Annotated in this window: 21 protein-coding genes and 3 pseudogenes; 12 read left to right on the top strand and 12 right to left on the bottom strand. The window is 69.8% G+C overall.

Going from position 1 to position 17,978, the window contains the following annotated elements:
- Positions 1-89 precede the first annotated feature (89 nt).
- Both GA0070560_RS18840 and GA0070560_RS18835 read left to right on the top strand, forming a co-directional pair.
- Entirely contained in the window at positions 90-806 is a 717-nt protein-coding gene (locus tag GA0070560_RS18840) for a Pr6Pr family membrane protein (protein WP_170839477.1), read from the top strand.
- Between the two features lie 189 nt (positions 807-995).
- Entirely contained in the window at positions 996-1,511 is a 516-nt protein-coding gene (locus GA0070560_RS18835; RefSeq protein WP_091299312.1) for a 2'-5' RNA ligase family protein, read from the top strand.
- 77 nt (positions 1,512-1,588) lie between these two features.
- Here the strand turns inward: GA0070560_RS18835 and GA0070560_RS18830 are convergent, their stop codons facing one another.
- A complete protein-coding gene (locus GA0070560_RS18830; RefSeq protein ID WP_245675588.1) occupies positions 1,589-2,062 on the bottom strand; it encodes a GNAT family N-acetyltransferase in 474 nt (157 codons plus the stop codon).
- Positions 2,063-2,154: 92 nt separating this feature from the next.
- Between GA0070560_RS18830 and GA0070560_RS18825 the strand changes: the two genes are divergently transcribed.
- Positions 2,155-2,547 carry an MmcQ/YjbR family DNA-binding protein gene (locus GA0070560_RS18825; protein ID WP_091299309.1) on the top strand — a complete coding sequence of 131 codons (393 nt, stop codon included), beginning with the start codon at positions 2,155-2,157 and terminating at the stop codon, positions 2,545-2,547.
- 55 nt (positions 2,548-2,602) lie between these two features.
- On the opposite strand, the gene GA0070560_RS18820 is transcribed toward GA0070560_RS18825, so the two are convergent.
- The 6 genes from GA0070560_RS18820 to GA0070560_RS28285 form a co-directional block, all read right to left on the bottom strand.
- Positions 2,603-3,196 (bottom strand): hypothetical protein, encoded by a 594-nt coding sequence (locus GA0070560_RS18820; protein ID WP_091299614.1) that lies wholly within the window; start codon positions 3,194-3,196, stop codon positions 2,603-2,605.
- Positions 3,197-3,201: 5 nt separating this feature from the next.
- A complete protein-coding gene (locus GA0070560_RS18815) occupies positions 3,202-3,957 on the bottom strand; it encodes an EndoU domain-containing protein (protein WP_091299305.1) in 756 nt (251 codons plus the stop codon).
- A gap of 7 nt (positions 3,958-3,964) precedes the next feature.
- Positions 3,965-4,666 (bottom strand): WXG100 family type VII secretion target, encoded by a 702-nt coding sequence (locus GA0070560_RS18810; protein ID WP_091299303.1) that lies wholly within the window; start codon positions 4,664-4,666, stop codon positions 3,965-3,967.
- A gap of 10 nt (positions 4,667-4,676) precedes the next feature.
- On the bottom strand, positions 4,677-5,006 hold the full coding sequence (locus tag GA0070560_RS18805) for a hypothetical protein (protein ID WP_091299300.1): 330 nt from the start codon (positions 5,004-5,006) through the stop codon (positions 4,677-4,679).
- The gene (locus GA0070560_RS18800; RefSeq protein ID WP_091299297.1) at positions 5,003-5,440 is read right to left on the bottom strand and encodes a YbaB/EbfC family nucleoid-associated protein; all 438 of its coding nucleotides are present in this window, start codon (positions 5,438-5,440) and stop codon (positions 5,003-5,005) included. Before GA0070560_RS18800 ends, GA0070560_RS18805 begins: the two co-directional genes overlap by 4 nt.
- 153 nt (positions 5,441-5,593) lie before the next feature.
- Complete coding sequence (locus GA0070560_RS28285) at positions 5,594-5,989, bottom strand: STAS domain-containing protein (RefSeq protein WP_139131537.1); 396 nt, start codon at positions 5,987-5,989, stop codon at positions 5,594-5,596.
- Between the two features lie 249 nt (positions 5,990-6,238).
- On the opposite strand from GA0070560_RS28285, the gene GA0070560_RS18795 reads away from it, so the two are divergent.
- Both GA0070560_RS18795 and GA0070560_RS18790 read left to right on the top strand, forming a co-directional pair.
- Positions 6,239-6,991 (top strand): GAF and ANTAR domain-containing protein, encoded by a 753-nt coding sequence (locus GA0070560_RS18795; protein ID WP_170839476.1) that lies wholly within the window; start codon positions 6,239-6,241, stop codon positions 6,989-6,991.
- 176 nt (positions 6,992-7,167) lie between these two features.
- Complete coding sequence (locus tag GA0070560_RS18790; RefSeq protein ID WP_091299291.1) at positions 7,168-7,524, top strand: MmcQ/YjbR family DNA-binding protein; 357 nt, start codon at positions 7,168-7,170, stop codon at positions 7,522-7,524.
- 53 nt (positions 7,525-7,577) lie between these two features.
- On the opposite strand, the gene GA0070560_RS18785 is transcribed toward GA0070560_RS18790, so the two are convergent.
- Both GA0070560_RS18785 and GA0070560_RS18780 read right to left on the bottom strand, forming a co-directional pair.
- Positions 7,578-9,131, bottom strand: coding sequence for an aminotransferase class I/II-fold pyridoxal phosphate-dependent enzyme (locus GA0070560_RS18785; RefSeq protein ID WP_245675587.1), 1,554 nt, complete (start codon positions 9,129-9,131; stop codon positions 7,578-7,580).
- 23 nt (positions 9,132-9,154) lie between these two features.
- Positions 9,155-10,483 carry an NAD(P)/FAD-dependent oxidoreductase gene (locus tag GA0070560_RS18780; RefSeq protein WP_091299610.1) on the bottom strand — a complete coding sequence of 443 codons (1,329 nt, stop codon included), beginning with the start codon at positions 10,481-10,483 and terminating at the stop codon, positions 9,155-9,157.
- 629 nt (positions 10,484-11,112) lie between these two features.
- On the opposite strand from GA0070560_RS18780, the pseudogene GA0070560_RS18770 reads away from it, so the two are divergent.
- The 7 genes and pseudogenes from GA0070560_RS18770 to GA0070560_RS18740 form a co-directional block, all read left to right on the top strand.
- Positions 11,113-12,241: pseudogene (locus GA0070560_RS18770) on the top strand (helix-turn-helix domain-containing protein).
- Complete coding sequence (locus tag GA0070560_RS18765; RefSeq protein WP_091299285.1) at positions 12,238-12,819, top strand: HD domain-containing protein; 582 nt, start codon at positions 12,238-12,240, stop codon at positions 12,817-12,819. The pseudogene GA0070560_RS18770 and the gene GA0070560_RS18765 overlap by 4 nt, the downstream one beginning before the upstream one ends.
- 99 nt (positions 12,820-12,918) lie before the next feature.
- Positions 12,919-13,236, top strand: coding sequence for a hypothetical protein (locus GA0070560_RS18760; RefSeq protein WP_211565922.1), 318 nt, complete (start codon positions 12,919-12,921; stop codon positions 13,234-13,236).
- Between the two features lie 120 nt (positions 13,237-13,356).
- Positions 13,357-14,193 carry an IS5 family transposase gene (locus GA0070560_RS18755; RefSeq protein WP_091299282.1) on the top strand — a complete coding sequence of 279 codons (837 nt, stop codon included), beginning with the start codon at positions 13,357-13,359 and terminating at the stop codon, positions 14,191-14,193.
- Positions 14,190-14,597, top strand: coding sequence for a hypothetical protein (locus tag GA0070560_RS18750; protein ID WP_091299280.1), 408 nt, complete (start codon positions 14,190-14,192; stop codon positions 14,595-14,597). Before GA0070560_RS18755 ends, GA0070560_RS18750 begins: the two co-directional genes overlap by 4 nt.
- Positions 14,598-14,715: 118 nt before the next feature.
- Entirely contained in the window at positions 14,716-15,879 is a 1,164-nt protein-coding gene (locus GA0070560_RS18745; protein ID WP_139131535.1) for a hypothetical protein, read from the top strand.
- Between the two features lie 30 nt (positions 15,880-15,909).
- Positions 15,910-16,595: pseudogene (locus tag GA0070560_RS18740) on the top strand (IS256 family transposase); the annotation flags it as partial.
- On the opposite strand, the pseudogene GA0070560_RS29530 reads toward GA0070560_RS18740, so the two are convergent.
- The 3 genes and pseudogenes from GA0070560_RS29530 to GA0070560_RS18725 form a co-directional block, all read right to left on the bottom strand.
- A pseudogene (locus GA0070560_RS29530) lies at positions 16,595-16,753 on the bottom strand (transposase); the annotation flags it as partial. The pseudogenes GA0070560_RS18740 and GA0070560_RS29530 sit on opposite strands and share 1 nt — an antisense overlap.
- 606 nt (positions 16,754-17,359) lie before the next feature.
- Complete coding sequence (locus GA0070560_RS29525; protein WP_245675598.1) at positions 17,360-17,632, bottom strand: IS110 family transposase; 273 nt, start codon at positions 17,630-17,632, stop codon at positions 17,360-17,362.
- An 81-nt stretch (positions 17,633-17,713) separates the two neighbouring features.
- Positions 17,714-17,978 (bottom strand): integrase core domain-containing protein (locus tag GA0070560_RS18725; RefSeq protein WP_139131533.1); only part of this gene is annotated, 265 nt, incomplete at its 5' end.

The raw sequence follows: 17,978 nt of genomic DNA, 5'->3' as shown, positions 1-17,978 counted from the left end.
TGGACGTCGACCTGACCACCGTACCGGGGCGGGCTCCGTTCCGGTGACCGGCGCGCGCCCGTGACCGCCCGAGCTGGTAGCTTGCCCCGATGAATCTGCGGCGTCGACGTCTGGCGGTGGTCTTCCGCCTGGCGATCGTCATCAGTGTGCTGGCCGGGATCGTGCTCACCGCGCTCGGTCCGGCCACGGTCACCGGCCTGTTGCCGTACTTCACCATCCAGAGCAACGTGGCGGTGGGTCTCTTCGCCGGCCACGCCGCCTGGCGGGCCTGGCAGGAGCTGCCGGAGCCGCCGTCGGCGCTCAAGGGCGCGGTGACGCTCTACATCACCATCACCGGCGTGGTCTACCACCTGGTCCTGGCCAACCCGGCCAGCCCGTTCGCGATGCCCCAGCCGGACCGGGCGCTCGGCGAGGCGCTGGGCAACCAGTTCCTGCACACCGTCGTACCGCTGCTGGCCATCGCCGACTGGGCGCTGTTCGACCAGCGCGGTCGGCTGCGGGTCCGGTACGCCGCCTGGTGGCTGGCCTTCCCGCTGGCGTACCTCGGTTTCGCCCTGGTGCGTGGGCTGATCGTGGACCGGTATCCGTACCCGTTCATCGACGCCGGGCAGCTCGGCTACGGCGGCGTCTCGCTCAGCGCGGCCTTCTTCGCCTTCGCGTTCTGGCTGCTCGGGCTTCTCTTCGTCGGCGTCGACCGGGGGCTGTCCCGGCGGCCTGGTCCCCGGCCGGCCGTCGACCCGGCCGTGCCCGCGCCACGCACCGGCACCGACGACGCCGTGGAGGGCCGGCCCGCCGGCGCGCGCTGACCGACGTACGCCGGGACCGCGGGTCGCTCCGGGCCGGCCCACGCCGCCCTGCGCCGTACGGCTCAGCCCGACGCCACCGGCCCAGGCAGGTCGGCGGCCTGGCCGACGTGCGGGAGGCCGTCCTCGGCCACGTCTCCCGGCTCCGTACCGCCGCCCGGGGCGGAAGACCCCGGCCTCTAGGGTGATCACGTGGTCGCGGCGCTCGAGCTGTATCTGGACACCGACGCCACCCGGCGTATCCGGGTGCTCTGGGACGCGCTGGAGGCCGAGGGGGTGCAGAGCATGCGCTCGCTGCTGGAGCAGCGGCACCGCCCGCACGTGTCGCTGGCGGTGGCGCCCCGCTTCGACCCGGACCGGGTCGCCGAGGCACTGCACGGAACGACGGTGGCCGCCCCGCTGCGGCTGAGTTTCCAGTACGCCGGCCAGTTCGTCGGCCGGGTGCTGTGGCTCGGTGTCACCCCCACCGCCGACCTGCTCGCCCACCACGCCCTGGTGCACCGACGGCTGGCCCGGGCCGGCATCGCCCTGTCGGAGCAGTACCTGCCGGGGCGCTGGGTGCCGCACTGCACCCTCTCCATGCGGGTGCCGAACACGCTGATGGCCGCCGCCGTCCGTCGCTGCCTGGAGATGCTCCCGCTGGAGGCGACGGTCACCGCCGCCGCCATCGCCGACCACGCCCGCGACATCTCCCACCCTGTCCCCTGACTCCCACCGCACCCCGGTTCGACCGGGAAGGGCCGTTCGCCCCGCAGACCCGAGGTTCCCGGGAGGGACGGGGACGGTCAGGGACGCAGGTCCAGGTGGAAGGTGGGATAGTCGGGCTGGGGGCAGGGGTCGCCGTGGTGGCCGAGGCACTCGTAGAACGGGGCCGCCCGCTCGTGGTGGGCCTGCCACTCCAGGTGGCGGACCCGGCCGGTTGCCCAGTCCCGGACCGCCGCCAGCAGCGTCCGACCCACCCCGCCCCGGCGCCGGTGCGGGCTCACGTACAGGTCGTGCAGCCGGGCGGTGCGATGGTCGTCGCCGGCCCGCAGGTGCGGACCGTGGTCCTGGGCGGCGGCGTAGCCGAGCAGCTCACCGTCGGCCTCCGCGCCGAGGATCGCCCAGCGCGGATCGGCGAGCAGGAGCAGGTAGCGGTCCCGCTGCGCCTCGGGCGGCTGGTCGTTGACGCCCATGTCGCGCAGCATCGGCCAGAGCGCCGGCCAGTCGGCGGCGGTGAGCGCCCGCACGGTCACGATCGACGGCGGATGATCGGTCACGCCGCACCCTACCGCGCGGGGAGCAGGGCGATGCCGTCCTCGTGGGCGGATACGCCCCCCTGCGCCGGGCCCGGCCGCCGTATCGTCGGACCATGGCCACCTGGGACGACGTACGCCGGCTCGCACTCGCCCTGCCGGAGACGACGGAGCGGCCGTCGTACGACGGTCTGCCTGCCTGGCGGGTCCGCGACAAGGCGTTCGTCTGGGAACGGCCGCTGCGCCGCGCGGACCGCGAGGCCTTGGGCGACGCCGCGCCGGACGGGCCCGTCCTCGGCGTGCTGGTGGCGGACCTCGGTGTCAAGGAGGCCCTGCTCGCCGACGACCCGACGGTCCACTTCACCACGCCGCACTTCGACGGCCACCGGTCGGTGCTGGTGCGGCTGGACCGGATCCCCGAGCCGGAGCTGGCGGAGCTGATCCTCGACGCCTGGTACGCCCGCGCGCCGAAGCGACTCGCCGCCGCGCACCGCGCCGCCACGGCCTGACGACGGCGCCGCCGACGTACGCGGTGCCGTGGCCGGCGTGATCTCACACCAGGCGTCAGTCGGCCCGGACGAGGCTCGCCGACGCCAGCGCGGCGGCCTGGTACGGCGGCAGAGCCCCACCCTCCACGACCACCTCCAGCGGCCACTTCTCCTTCAGTGCCGTCCACAGCCGCGACGACAGGCCCGAGTACGCCGAGAGAGGATCGGTGCCCTCGGCGACCAGCAGCACGTACACCCAGGCCGCCCCGTCGGGCGCGCCGTCGTGGGGGTGCCGCCACGCCCGGTACAGCCGGTGGCCGCCGTGGCGCGGGGCGTCGGCGGACAGCACGCCGTCCGCCCGGGTCGGGTCGGGCGCGTCCGCGGGGCCGGTCGGGCTGAACCGGTACGGCGGTGACGGCACCTCGGCGACGACCGGCACGTCGTGCAGCTCGGGGCTGTCCGGGTCGCCGAGGAAGGAGCGGATCAGCTCCTGCTCCGCACGGGTGATGCCAACGCCCTCGAAGGCCAGGTTGAGCAGGAGCGTGGCGTCGGCCAGGTCCCACTCACCGGCGGCGTAGTGCTCGCGCACGGTGCCCAGGGTGTCGTCGGACAGCCGGCCCGCGAGCCGCGCGCACACGTCGGCGACCGCCGCGTAGGTCTTCGCATCCATGACGTTCACTTCTTCTTGTAGTCGCCGAGCTCGGTCGTGGTGACGTTGCCCTGGGCGTCCTGGACGACTCTGATGATCTTGCCGCCCTTCGGGCCCTCCCACGTCCAACTGCCGTCGCCCCCGACATCAGGGTGACTGTAACGGGGCGGGTTGCTCACCGGCACACCCTTCGGGGCGGGGTTCGGGGCGGGCGGGTTGGTGATGACGCCCGGATCGGCGCCGTTCGGCGGATAGGCGGTACGGATCTCGCCGTTGGCGAGCACGGTCGTCTTGACCTCGACACCGTCGACCGTGCCCTGGTAGTCGTAGGCCCACGCCGGTTTGCCGTCGGCGTCCTTGGTCAGGTACGGCCCCTTCACCGGCGGCCCCTGCTGCGTCACCCGGTGCGCCGCGTCGAGGATCTTCGACTCGTCCCAGTCCTTCGGGAACTCCGTCTTCTTCGAGAAGCCGGTGCCCGCGAGATGACCGCCCTGTCGGCCGCCGTCGCCCTCGACGATGTGCTGCCGCGACGTCTCACTGTGGTGGATGTCGTCCATGTCGGGCGGCGCGGCCGGCTTGGACGACGGGTCCAGCTTGGGCGGCTTCGACGCAGGGGTCGGTCCCTGGCCGCCGCCCCCGGGGTGGCCCTTCTGCGCGGCCTGGGCGATGGCGGCCTGGGCGCTGGAGATGCCCTTGCCGGCGTCGATGTTGCCGTACTTCGAGGGCTTGCCGGCGGTGCCGTCACCACCGTCCGGGCCGTCGGGCTTCTTGGGGGTCGCCATGGATGCCCTATCCGTTGAGGAGCCGGGAGAGGTTGGTCAGGCTGGTGACCAGGGCGCCGACGTAGGTGAGGATGCGCCCGGCCCACTTGACGACGGCCGCCGCGATCTGCGCGGCGATCACCGGGATCGTGACGACGAAGATGGCCTCGACCGCCCAGACGACCACCCGCGCCACGAGGTCGGCGATGAGGTCGCGCACGATGTCGCGGGTGAAGGCCACCAGGTTCCCGGCAGCCTGGGTGGCCGCCGCCATCGCGGCGGAGACCGCGCCGAGCCCGCCGATGGCCTCGACGTTGTGGGCCATCAACCCGTGGTACGCCTCGGCGGCCCGCCCCCGCCACTCGGGCAGGTCCCCGTCGAGGCGCGACCGCAGGTCGCCGGCCATGCCGCGCAGCTCGGCGGCCATGTTGTCCCAGGTGGCCGCGTGCGCGGCGACGACATCGGGCATCCCGGTGAGGCCGTCGAGGATCTCCCGCAGCGGCTCGAAGTACTCCATCGCCCAACCGAGCCCGTTGGCGAGCAGCGCGCTGAACGGGTCGATCGCGGACGCCACTACCTCGATCCCGAGTCCGGCGCCGGCGAGCAGATCGTCGACCCAGCCCTCACTCCTGACCGCGTCGACCAGGCCCTCGAGGCTGTCGGCGAGCGAGGCGCCGGTCCAGACCTCCCGGGTCGAGCGGACGTCGGCGACCAGCGACGTGTCGGTCATCGCGCCGTCCTCACCCGCCCAACCGGCTTCCCACCCTGCTGATCAGGGTGGCGTTGTCGGAGTCGGCGGAGTCGTAGCTGTCGGCGGTCCTGCGCAGTCCGCTCGCGGCCAACGACAGGTTCTCCTCGACGGCGGCGATCAGCTCGTCCTGCCGCGCGTGCCGACCCTCCAGGACCCCGGAGATCCAGCCACACAGCAACCCGTACGCCGCGTCGTCCTGCGTGATGTGCGCGCTGGCGGCCTTCACCGCTTCGAAGCGCGCCTTCAGCGCCTCGATCTGGTACGCGTGCGTGCGGATCTCCTCCGCGTCGACCGCGAATCCGTCACCCGTCGGACTCACCGCCAACCTCGGTGGTCGTCGGCGGTCCCGGCGACCGGATCCGGGCCACGCAACTGCTGCCCGACCCGTTCGGCGATCGCTCGCGCCGCCGCCGACCCGGTCCCCACGGTCTCGGCGATGATCTCCTGCGACCGGTCGGCCAACTGCCCCTTGGCCGCACCAATGGTGCTCATGATCGTCCTGGCGACGACCTCGGGCGCGACCCGCTGGATCTGGCGACCCAACCGCAGGTCCACCAGTGCGCCGGCGGCATCGATCGTGACCTCGACCAGGCCGTTGTCGTCGGCCGCGGTCACCCGCAGCTGCTGAAGACGGTCGCTCATGGCCCTGGTGTCGGCCGCCACCTTGTCGATCCGGCCCTTCCAGGCCGACAGCCGCTCCATCGCGCCGTCCGGGTCCAGCACACCGCCACCGCCCGCAACGCCGGCGTCCATGATCCCTCCCCCGTGATGATCGTGGAGGGCGGAGTCTAACAACCACCAGCCGTCGGGAGGCCCCCGCAGCTGCCTGGCGCTCCTGCTCCCGGCGCAGGCGCGGCGGGTTTGAGTTGATCAATTGCTGGGTAGGTCCACCTGCGTCAGCACCGGTTACGACCCGACAGACGTGGAGGGAAAGGCAGGTCCGTCAGTGGTGAACTCGTGCCGCAGGCCGACCATCTCGAGGACGGCGACGGTGATCCGGGACGGCTCGCGTACCACCAGCGCGCATCCGCCCGAGGTGACTCGCCGGCGTACCGCCAGCAGCGCCGTGACCCCGGCGGCGCAGAAGAAGGCCACCCCGCTCAGGTCGAGCACCAGCACCGGAGGCGGTTGGCCGGACATCACGTCGTCCACGAGGTCGACGAGCAGGCCGGCGGTGTCCATGTCGAGGGGCCCACGGACCACCACCACCGTCGCCGGGCCTTCCCGGGCGACCGCGAGGGACAGGATCGGCTGGCAGGTGGTTTCCCGCGTCGCCAGGGGCGGTGCCTGATGGACGGACATGAGCAGCTCCTCGGTGAGGATGTCGGGACCGGGTCGGCGCTCGGCCCACCGTCGGCGGGCGGCACTGGTCCTGGGCTCATGTCCGAACCCACACCGACCCTAGCCGCCTCCCGCCCGATCCGCACCATGCCCACCGGCAGGCGCGGACAGGGCGGCGATGAACCGCACCGGCCGGCGGCCGCCCGGGGGCGAGCCGAGGCAGTGCACTCGGTGCAACCACGGACACATGGTCTTCGGGAGGTGGCGGTGGTGTCCGATGCCGCAGACTCGCGCCTGGCCTCGGCGTACGGCCGGCTGTTGACCCTGCTCGCGGATTCACTCCACGTCGACCCGTTCCTCGACCAGATCGTCCGGGTCGCCGCGGAGGTCGTCACCCCGGCGGTGGCCTGCGGGCTGACCGTACGCCGCGACGGCGGCGCCTTCACCGTCGCCAGCAGCGGCGACCTCGCCGCCCAGGGCGACGAGATCCAGTACGGCGCCGACGAGGGACCCTGCCTCGAAGCCCTGCGTCGTGGACGCATCGTCGAGGTCGACGACCTACGCGAGGACGGACGCTGGTGCCGCTACCGGGAACACGCGCTCCGCCTCGGCATCGTCAGCTCGCTGTCGCTGCCGATGACCGTCGAACGGGAGACCGTCGGGGCGTTGAACCTCTACGCCACCCGTCCCGCAGCCTTCACCGGGACGGCGCGTCGGCACGCCGAGGCGTTCGCCGCCCAGGGGACGGCGGCGCTGACCATCATCCTCCGCCAGGCCGACCAGGCGCTCCTGCATCAGCAACTCACCGACGCGATGGCCTCCCGCAGCGTCATCGACCAGGCCCTCGGGGTGCTGATGGGCCAACAACGGTGCACCGCCACGGAGGCTTTCGCCCTGCTCCGGCAGGCATCGCAGCACCGTAACCGCAAGCTGCGCGACGTCGCTTCGGAGATCATCACGCAGGTCAGTGGCCAATCCCCACAGCCGGCTCCCGGGTTCGTGGCGCCCCGCCACCAGATGTGATCAGAGCAGCGGTCGCCGGGCGGGCGAGGAGGTCGGCGTCGAGGGCTTGACGGCGGCCCGGCCACGGGTGGACGGCGGGTCGGCTCGCGGCCGGGTCCTGCGAGCCGGCGGAGACGGTGTCCGAGGCGACGGTTAGCCTGTGCGTATGCAGGAGGCGGTGTCCCGGAGCAATCTCGATGGCTGACGCCGACGATGTCCGTCGCCTGGCACTGGCGCTGCCTGACGTGATCGAGATCGACAGTCAGGGCTTCGACTTCCGGGTCGGCGGCAGAGGATTCGTCTGGTCCTATCCCGAGCGCAGACCGGGTACGCCACGCCGCATCCGGACCGACATCGCGGTGCTGTACGTCGGGGACGAGGCCGAGAAGCAGGCGCTGCTCCTCGGCGAGCCCGAGGTCTTCTTCACCACACCCGCGTACCACGGGCTGCCCCTGGTCATGCTGCGGCTGGCGCAGGTGGACGTCGACCGCCTGGAGGAACTCGTCACCGACGCGTGGCGCATGCGTGCCCCGGATGCGCCACCACCCGGCTGACGGTCCAGTCCGGGCGTCGGGCAGCTCGCCTTCGTCGAGTCACGAGACGTCCCTCAGCGGGGAGCGCTGCCGAAGGCGCTGGACAGGTACGCCCGGGAGTCGGCGATGGCGCCCTCGATGATCCGGGCCGCCTCGCGGGCCTCCTCGGGCCGGTGCCCGGCCTGCACCTGAAGCCGGAACCGGGACGAGCCGGTCGGGGTCACCGGGAACTCGACCATGAATGCCAGCACCCCTCGGTCGAAGAGCAGGCGGTTGGCCGTCCGCGCCAGCTTCTCGTTGCCGATCAGTAGCGGCACGATCGGTGACGGCTCACCCATGCAGGTCAGGCCCCGGCCGGTCAGCTCGTCACGCAGGGCGTGGATCGCGGTGAAGAGCCGGGCCCGCAGCACGTCCCCCTCGGCCGACCGGATGATCCTGGTGGCCTCCCGCACCACCGCGGTCTGCACCGGCGACAGCGCGTTGGAGAAGAAGTGCGAGCCGCCGAACATCTTGATGTACTGCTTCAACGCCGGCGAGTTGGAAGCCACGAAGCCACCGTTGGAGCAGAACGTCTTGGAGAAGGCGCCCATCACGATGTCGACGCTGCCGAGCAGGTCCTGCATCCCCAGCACGCCCGTGCCGCCGGGCCCCATCGAGCCCAGGTCGTGCGCCACGTCGACCAGCAGCGTGGCGTCGTGTTCCCGGCAGACGCGTTGCAGGGTGACGAGGTCCGGCCAGTCCGCGTCCACCGAGAAGAGCCCGTCGGTGACCACCAGGATGCCGTTGCGGGTGTCCGTGGCCCGGATCTCGGTCAGGTGCCGGCGTACCGCCTCGACGTTGAGGTGCTCGTAGCGGACCACGTTCCGGGTGGCCGCCCGTGCCCCCTGCTGGAGGCAGGAGTGGGCCAGCCGGTCGATCAGGATATGGTCGGACTGCCGGACCAGACCGACGACCGCGCCGAAGCCGGCCGCCCAGCCGGTCGGAAAGAGCGTCACGTGGTCGAGCCCGACCAGGTCGCCGAGGGCCGCCTCCAGATCGTCGGAGATGCGGGTGTTGCCGAGCACCATCGGCGAGCCGGCGCTGTGCGGCCCGTAGTCGCGCATCGCCCTGGCCGCCGCCTCCCGGATTGCCGGGTGGGTGTTGAACGACAGGTAGTCCTGGGAGTTGAAGTTGATGCCCCGGGCCCGCCGGCCCAGGTCGTTGGTGATCTGGGCGACACTGTCCGGTGCCGCCTCCAACACTCGGGAGTACTGCCACGTCTCCGTGCGGCGACGGGCCTGCACCCAGCCGTAGAAGTCCTCGGTGCGGGTCAGCAGGTTGCAGCCGGCGGGCCGGTAGAAGTCGTACGCGTTCTTGTCCAGGGCGTACTCCTCGTCGGGGTCGACGGGGTTGCGCAGGTGGGCCGGCTCCCACATCTCGGTGAGGTCGGCGACCACCTGGGCCAGTTCGTCGTCGTCGCCTTCGAGCGACGCGAGGTCGTCCCACGGAATGTGGGTGGCCCAGTTGCGGGTCATCTCGGAGACCTCGGTCGCGGTACGCGTCATGGTCTCGAAGTCCCGGCGGTGTGCCGCCTCGAGGATGATCCCGATCAGCTCGCCGTCTTCACGCTGGTCCAGCTCGATGGTCACGGTGTCGTCTCCCTGGTGGATCATCAGGCGAAGAGGTTCTGCTGGTAGCTGCGGGAGGTCTCCGCGAAGTTCTCGAAGACCGGGTGGTCGGCGGAGGACTCCTTCGCGGCGTCGTTGAGCAGGAAGAGGTTGGAGGCCTGGAAGAACTCCGACACCGGTGCGACGTCGGCGTGCGTGGCGATGAACCGGTCGATCTCCTGCTGGTTGCCCCGCAACGCAACGAACAGTTGCAACTCGTCGTGCCGATACGGACGCATCTCGGCAAGGGTGCAGACGTAGTCGTGGTAGGCGGCAGCGTTCTGGCTTCGGCGGCGGTCCCCGTAGGCGGTCATCGCCTCGTCGATCGACGCGTCACCGCGGAGCCACCGGTCGAGTGCGACGCTGACCAGCTCGGCGTCACGGAAGGCGTGGGTCATGCCGATCGCGGTGCACTGGTCCTTGGCCGACTCGGCGTCACCGACGAGCACCCACCCGGGCCCGTGCAGCGGCCGGAGGAAGGCCGACTGGTCCAGGGTGCCGTAGATGCGTTCCTCCCTGGTCCCCTTGGTGCGCACCACCTCGCCCAGCTCCGGACTGACGAAGTCCAACGCTTTCTGGTAGTTGCCCGGCACGTCACCGCGAAACTCCCGCGACCACTCACTCGGCCCCCAGACCAGGACCATGTTCTGGTTGAAGTTGGTCGGCACCACCGCGCAGGCCAGCCGGCCGCGCCGGTGCAGTTGTGCCGGGCCGAGGTCGAAGCCGGACCAGTAGCTCCAGTAGGCGAACGTGCAGCGGGGCCGCTCGTCGTACTTCGGCAGCGCGAGGGCGCGGGCGACGAACGAATTCCGGCCGTCGGCACCAACCACGATCCGGGCCCGCTCCTCGACCAGCTCTCCGCCGACCGCACGCCCCCGGATGCCGACGACCTGCCCGTTCTCGACGATCAGCTCACGAACGGTGAAGTTGGTTCGCACCTCGGCGCCGGCCTTGGCGGCCGCGCCGACCAGGATCTCGTCGAGCACCCGGCGCCGCACGGACGCATAGCTCTGCACCACGCCCGAGTCGTCGCCGTGCAGGTCCCGGAAGTACTCGTGCAGCAGTTCAGTCGGCACCGAACCGGTCAGCGAGATCCCGTCGTTGACCACCTCGACCGTGGTGTGCGCCGGAGTGACCGCCAGGACCTCATCCAGCAGTCCCCACCGGTTCAGGTAGGACATCCCGTGTGGCCAGAGAAAGTGCGTCGAGATGACGTCGCTGGGAAACGAGGAGCGGTCCACCACCAGCACCCGGTGTCCACGCCGGGCGAGCAACAGAGCGGTGGACGCACCCGAACAGCGGGCACCGATAACGATCGCGTCGTACAACTGTATCGGTCCTTCGTAGATGTGGCGGCGGCGGCGCAGGTAGCGGCGGCAGGGAAACCCACTCGGGAGCGGCCCCGGGGTCCGTGGATCGCCCCAGGTCACCCGGGTTGCGTTCGACGTCGGCCACCGTTGCCGGTGGCTGCCTCCGCCGCACGTACCGGTCGAGTCGGCAGGCCCGGCGGAGAGCGTAGCGTACGTCCACAATGGATTAAAGTCGCTCGGCGGCGCCATCGGCTGGCACGGTTGCTGTTCTTCGCTGCTGTACTGCTGGCATCACACGAGGCGCTGGATGCGGGCCTTGGGGCGCTCGTTTCTCAGGTGCCCATGCTTGTGCTGGCGAACCTGCTCATCCCAGACCTTCTGGTCGTAGTCGGGATCCGGCGGGATCCACGTGTGGGAGCCGTCGCTGTAGTGAAACGTCCCGTCCCCGTGGCGCTGGCTCCCTCCACCGGGCAGCACTCCATGGCCGACCCCGAACCACGGGACCGGATCTGGAACGTTCGGTAACTACGACGCTACGATCACGACGGCGGCGGCTGGACTCACCCGCAGTACGAGTGAGCAGGCCAGATGTGCTGCCGCAGCATTGATTCCACGGCGGGAACGTCGACCACCGGTCAACGTAGGGATGACGGATGACAGGTCGCGGACGACCAGCACCACATCGTGGCGAGGTGACCGGCTACCTGTTCAAGCTGATCCGGGAGTCCATCCCGCTCACGCAGGAGCAGCTCGCCGTCGACCTGGACGTCGATCGCGTGACCGTGCAGAGCTGGGAATCCGGGCGCCGGCCATTCACCGCGGTGCCGCTCGGACAAGCGATCGCCGTCCGGCGCAGGCTCGGACGGCTCGGCGCGAACACAGTCCTGCTCGCCGCACTCGACGACGCCGCCGAGGCGGATCTCATCATCGCCGCCGTCCTCGACGAACAGATGGACCGCTGCGACATCGCCGAGCAACCGCTGGGCTGGTCCGTACTCACCCACCGTCTGACCGACCTGATCCTCTGGGCCGTCCTCGGGCAGACACCGGCCTTCGCCAGAGGGCTACCCATCGCCCGTCCCCGGCGGGGTCCGGTCGCGTCCGGGCCGACCCTGCCCGTTGACGAGCAACGCGCGTTCTTCGCTCACCTTCACGTGCTCGCCGAGCGCGCCGCAGCCGGACGGCATCGGAACGTGCTGCTGCACCGGCAAGCCTGTTTCCTCTCCGGCATGGACCCCCACCAAGGCAGCGGCAGGATGGCTCACCCAGACCACCGCGCGCGCCCGCCGGGTAACCACCTTCCGCACCTGGTCACCGCTGTGGCCCGACGCACGCTCCGTCGTCACGTCCCTCGCGAACCAGGGCGACCCGGAACCGCTGCGGGACTTCATCGCTCGCGCACACCCCGACGACGCCTGCGAGCGAACAGCCCTCAACTACTCGGCCTACTGGGTGGGCGAGATCCCGTACCGTCACCGCGACGACTCCTTCATGCCCGAAGCGCTCGCTGACTGGCATGGTTCGATCCTTCTTCGGCACCTGGTCCAGCGCCTCGACCCAGAGCACCCCTTCGTCGACCTCAACATTCACAACGTCTGGGCTCTGCTGGCCGCACGACGCGGCCTTGCTCTCGACAACCCCGCCGCGACTCGGGCACCCCTCGACCGCAGTGTCCCGCTCCTGGACAGTGATCGGATCTCCGCGCAGTCGCGGCAGGAACTAACCTCAATCGTCTACAGCCTGCGGGCGGACGGACTCACCGGCACAGGGACGGGCAGATGACCGACGACCATGACGCTGCCGGAGCGATGAGCTTCATCTTCGAGGCCGGCGTGCTCAAGCGTGCCGCCCGGACCGGCTGGTGGTTCGCCGGCGTAAAGCACCCCGAGTCCATCGCCGAACACTCGTTCCGCACGGCGCTCATCGGGATGATGCTCGCCGCAATGGAAGGCGCCGACCCGGCCCGGGTGTCGATGCTGTGCGTCGTGCACGACACCCAGGAAACCCGGATCACCGACATCCCACACATCGCCAAGCGTTACCTCACCGCCGTACCCAACACCGCCGTCACCGCCGACCAGGTCGCCGCCTGCCCGCGGGCCGTCGCCGAAGTCATCACCGCCGCCGTCGCCGAGTACGAAGCCGGCGAGACGCTGGAGGCCGTCGTCGCTCGCGACGCTGACAAGCTCGAATGCCTCGTGCAAGCAGTGGAATACCGCCACCAGGGCATCGATAATGTCCAGCGCTGGATTGACAGCTCACGAGCGGCACTCAAGACCACCAGCGCCCACCGCCTCGCCGACGCCGCCCTCAGCGGACAACCCCTCGCCTGGCTCACCCCTCCCCCACTGTCGGAGTAAGCCCAGGGAACATCCGTAGATCTGCCGTCGAGGGCTCATGGCCCTCACCGGCCTTGACCCCTGTCGGCGTACGAGTTCGTGGGTCCCCTCGACCGGGGCGTGCTGCACCTCCTTGACGCCGACCGGACGCTGCTGCGCAGCCTGCCCAACCCGCTCACTCCGCAAGAGCAGGCCCGCATCCGCGACGCCCGCCCCGCCGGACCCCCACCCACCCCAGCGACCCAGCCACTTCGCGTCGAACGACGTGTCAGCAGCCGCGGCGTTCTCGTCATCGCCGGCCAGAAGATCCACGTCGGTATCGGCCACGCCGGTCGAACCCTCACCGTCGAAGACGCCGACACCACCTTCCGCGTCCACGACGGCGACCAGTTCCTCACCGAAGTTCCTCAGAGGGCGGTCCGCAGTAACTTGATCTGATCTATGCGTTGCGTCCGATTGGTGATCTTCCGGCGGGTTCGCTAGGGATAGCGGCCAGTCGATGGGTTGAATGTGAGTTCTGGTCGTGACCGCCCGGGCGCATCGGGCGTTAGCCCGGTCATGGGTGATCGAAAGCCGTACCCGAGCGATGTCAGCGATGAGCAGTGGGAGCTGATCGGACCGTTTCTGCAGGCGTGGAAGGCCAAGCGCGTTGCGGTGTCGGTGTCGGGCCAGCCAGGTGACTACGACCTGCGGGAGATCGTGAACGCGATCTTCTACCAGAACCGGACGGGCTGTCAGTGGGCGTATTTGCCGCACGACCTGCCGCCGAAGTCGGCCACCTACTACTACTTCGCGCTGTGGCGTGACGACGGCACCGACCAGGTGGTCCACGATCTGCTGCGCTGCCAGGCGAGGGAGAAGGTCGGCCGTCGGGAGGATCCGAGCGCGGTCGTGTTGGACACCCAGTCGATCCGCGCAGCGAACCATGTGCCGGCCTCCACGACCGGCAAGGACTCTGGGAAGAAGGTGTCGGGGCGTAAGCGGGGCTTGGCGGTGGACGCGTTGGTGCTGGTCATCGCGGTCGTGGTGACCGCGGCGTCGGTCACCGACAATGCCATCGGTATCCGGCTGCTCGACAAGGTCGTCGCACACACCCCGACGGTGGGCCGCGCCTGGGTCGACGCCGGGTTCAAACAGGACTTCGCCCTGCACGGTGCCGTCCTCGGGGTCGACGTCGAGGTCGTCAAACGCTCCGACACCCGGCCCGGGTTCGTGCCGATCCGTAAGCGGTGGATCGTCGAGCAGGTCAACGGCACGTTGATGCTGCACCGCCGTCTCGTGCGCGAGTACGAGAGCCGCCCCGAATCCTCGGTGTCCCGAACACTGTGGGCCTCGACGGCGAACATCGTGCGGCGGCTGACCGGAACAAGCACACCCTCCTGGCGGCACCGGTGAACCTCCCTACCGTCCTCGACCTGATCACCGACCGGGAGACCACCGCACGTCGGCACGCCGACCAGCTCCGCGAGCAGATCACCGCCCTGACCGGCGAACTCGCCCGCATCGACGGCGAACTGGCCGACCTGGCCACGACCCGCACCACCCTGCGCACTCTCGCCGCCGCCGAGTTCACCACCGACGATCCCACCATCGCCAGTGGGCCCTACCAGCAGATCCTGCATGTCCTCGGCACCGCGCCCCACGGCATGCGGGCCAAAGGCATCTGCCTCGCACTCGACGTCGAGCCCTCACCGAAGAACGTCGAAGGCACCCGCGCGAAGCTGAAACGCATGGTCAACCGCCACGTCCTCACCGAGGACGAACCCGGAGTATTCACCCTCGCCCCGAAACGGACCTAACACTCCGAACCGCCCTCTCAGGATCCGTGCCACTTCCAGCAGGCGCTGCCCGGGACGTACTGGGAGCGGCGCGCTCGGTAGGGTGTCGCGTCACCTTCTACGGGGTCGGAGGTTCCGGGTGAGTAGCACGAAGGTGTGTGCGCGGCGTCGCCTGCTGGCCGTGGTGATGGTCGCGCTCCTGACCGCCGGCGCCTGCTCCACTCCCGGCGAGGACGCGCCGTCGGCGGAAACAGCGGTGCTCTACGCCGATCCGTCGCATGGCATCTGCCGGACTCTTCCCATCCCTCTGTTGGAACAGGTTGTCGGCCGTCCGTACGCCGACTTCGGCGCCTGGAAGTTCGCCTGGGGGACAGCCGAGGTCGTAGGCGTCACTGACACGCTGATGGCTGAGTGCCACCTGGACACCACCAAGAGCACCGACCCCTACGACCGACCGTACGGTGGCCTGGCGGTGTGGTTGTACACCTACCCGACCACGACCGAAGCCGTTACCGCGCACCACACTCGTGTCCAGCGGGTGGGTCCGTCCCCGACGTCAGCGGACACCACCATCGACGTCGACAAGGTGGTCTGGCAGGACCAAAGTGCCGATTCGGGCTTCGCATCCGAACTCACCGCTCACATCCTCGACCGGAACCTCGTCATGACCGTCCTGGTCAGAGCGGGAGACAAGGGCGCGAATTCCCCAACCGTGGACACCCTCCGCACCGCCACCGGCGAGTTCGTGACCGAGAGCATCCGCCGGCTGCGAGGCAACCCACCCCGCCCCACGCCTCGCCCCAGGAAGGCGAAGGCATCGTCGGACTACCCGGCGCCGGGCGAGGGATTCTGCCGGAAGCTACCGCTGGACATGTTCCACGACCGGCTGGGTGACCCGGAACTCGGCTACCCGGACGAACAGATCTACCACGGCACCGCGTACTGCAGCCTGCGCACCACCGGCACCGGAAAGAAGAGCCGAGGTGGCACTATCGCGCTCTGGATCCGACGCCACGACACCGCCCAACAGGCCATCAACTTCCACCAAGCCCACCAACCCGCGTCCCTGACTCCCACCGGTCCGGGAGCGGTGACGCTCGACGTCGACGCGCTCGACTGGACCTACCAGCCGCCAGCGAACGGCCAGGACGGCATACACACCCTGCGCGTCGTCGCCAGCAACCTCTACCTCTACCTCGACATCACCGGCTACTCGGACAACCCGACCCCCCTCATCGACACAGAACTGGCAGCCACGATCGCCGAGTTCCTCCAAGCCACCCTCACCGCCCTGCGGGACTGACGCCATCCCCGGGCCGCCGAAGCGGCCGACTTGCTGGCCCTCGTCACGAAGCGTGTCCTGGAGTCAGCCCTGGAAGGTGAGATCACCGATCACCTGGGCTATGACAAGGGCGACCCGGCGGGCAAGAACGGCGGGAACTCCCGCAACGGTGTGCGGGCCAAGACGGTGTTGACGGATGTCGGCCCGGTCGAGATTGAGGTGCCGCGTGACCGCGACGGGTCGTTCACACCGCAGATTGTGCGCAAGCGCCAGCGTCGGTTGTTCGGCGTTGACGACATGGTCATCTCGCTGTCGGCCAAAGGCCTGACGACCGGGGAGATCCAGGCCCACCTGGCGGAGGTGTATGGCGCCGACGTGTCACGGCAGACGATCTCAACGATCACCGACAAGGTCGTCGAGGGGATGACCGAGTGGCAGAACGGCCCCTGGACCCGGTCTACCCGGTGATCTTCCTCGACGCGGTGCACGTGAAGATCCGCGACGGGAAGGTCGCCAACCGGCCCATCTACCTGGCCCTGGCCGTCACCGTCGAGGGCACCCGCGACATCCTCGGTCTGTGGGCCGGCGATGGCGGCGAGGGCGCCAAGTTCTGGCTTCAGGTCCTCACCGAGCTCAAGAACCGGGGCGCGGCGGACGCGTGCATGGTGGTCTGCGACGGGCGCAAAGGGCTGCCTGATGCGATCGGTGAGGTGTGGCTGGAAGCGGTGGTGCAAACCACGTCCCGCCAGGGGGCACCCACCCGGATCCGCCACCGGATCCCGTCGATCAACTGCCGTCTACTCCATTACGACGGTCGACCTGGCCGCTTCGGCGCCGGCAGCAACGGCTCCAGCACCGCCCACTGCACGTCGGTCAGGTCGAACCGTCTCGTCACCGCTAGGGGTGTCCTGGAGGTCTCCGGTCGGGTGCCGACGTCCAGAGCGCGGCCGTGCCGCCAGAGGAATACGTCTGGCACCGCGGCGTCCTGCTGGCCGCTGGGTTGATGGCGGCGGGTGGCTCCCCTTCCGTAACCGCGCACGGACGCAACCCAGCCCCAGCGGGAGCGCCGCGGTGAGTACCCGCACGACAGTAGGTGCCTCGGATGTCCAAACTGACGAAGCCTCGCGAGTCGCATGCTGCCGCCTGCATTCGCACTGTGCTGAACGTCGACGTAGAGGACAGGACCGATGACGGCACGCTGCGGCGGATGTACGACCTTCAGATCGATACACGAGCCGGGTGCATGGGAGGCATCTGTCATGGTGGCCCTTGACGCCGGTGAGGACATGCGACGTCTCGTCGCGGAACTCAGCGACTTGGTCTCGTAACCGGGGCCCAAGTCGGAAGCGTGCGGTCGGCGGCAGTCCCCTGTCAGATCAGAGCGCCTCGAGGTGAGCCGCGTGCTCGCTGTCCTGCGCGCGCGGGGCCTGTTTTGGCGACGGCGGTGGCTCGGCCGGACAGGACAGCTCGAGCCGCTGCTTCGGCGTCGATGGCGTCGGTCTTACCGCGGCGGCGACGGTGGGCCTTGTCCGGCTGGTTGACCTCGATGACGCCGATTCCGGCGCTCAGCAGGTGGCGGGTCAGCGCGGCTCCCGTAGGAATGGGTGCCCTCCACCCCTGCTTGCCGCACTCGGCCGAGTGCGGCGGCCCAGTCCAGCATCGTGCGGTAACCCTCTGCCGTGGTCGGGAAACTGCGGCTGCCGAGTAGGACGCCGTGGATGCTGACGACTGCGGCGACGTGGACGTCCTTGTGCGTATCGACACCGAGAATCACTTCGGGTGAGGTGTCGTCTTGGCTGGTCGTCGGTGGGTGGGAGAAGCTGGCTGTCAAGCCCCGGGTTTGATGGAGAGTTGGTTAGCTGGTTTTCAGGGGTGCGGTGACTGGGTGGGTCATCGCGTGTAGTGCTTCGTGTTCGGCGGGTGGGACGTGTCCGAGCTCGCCGTGTAGGCGCCGGTTGTTGTACCAGTCGATGTACTCGACGGTGGCCATCTCCAGGTCGTCGAGCCCACGCCACGGGCCCTTGTTGCGGACGAGTTCGGCCTTGTAGAGGGAGTTGAACGCCTCGGCCATCGCGTTGTCGTACGAGTCGCCCTTGGAGCCGACCGAGGCGACGGCGCCG

Origin of the sequence: Micromonospora halophytica (assembly GCF_900090245.1) — a bacterium.
In the GTDB taxonomy this organism is placed as follows: domain Bacteria; phylum Actinomycetota; class Actinomycetes; order Mycobacteriales; family Micromonosporaceae; genus Micromonospora; species Micromonospora halophytica.
This window is presented reverse-complemented; position numbering and strand designations above follow the sequence as displayed.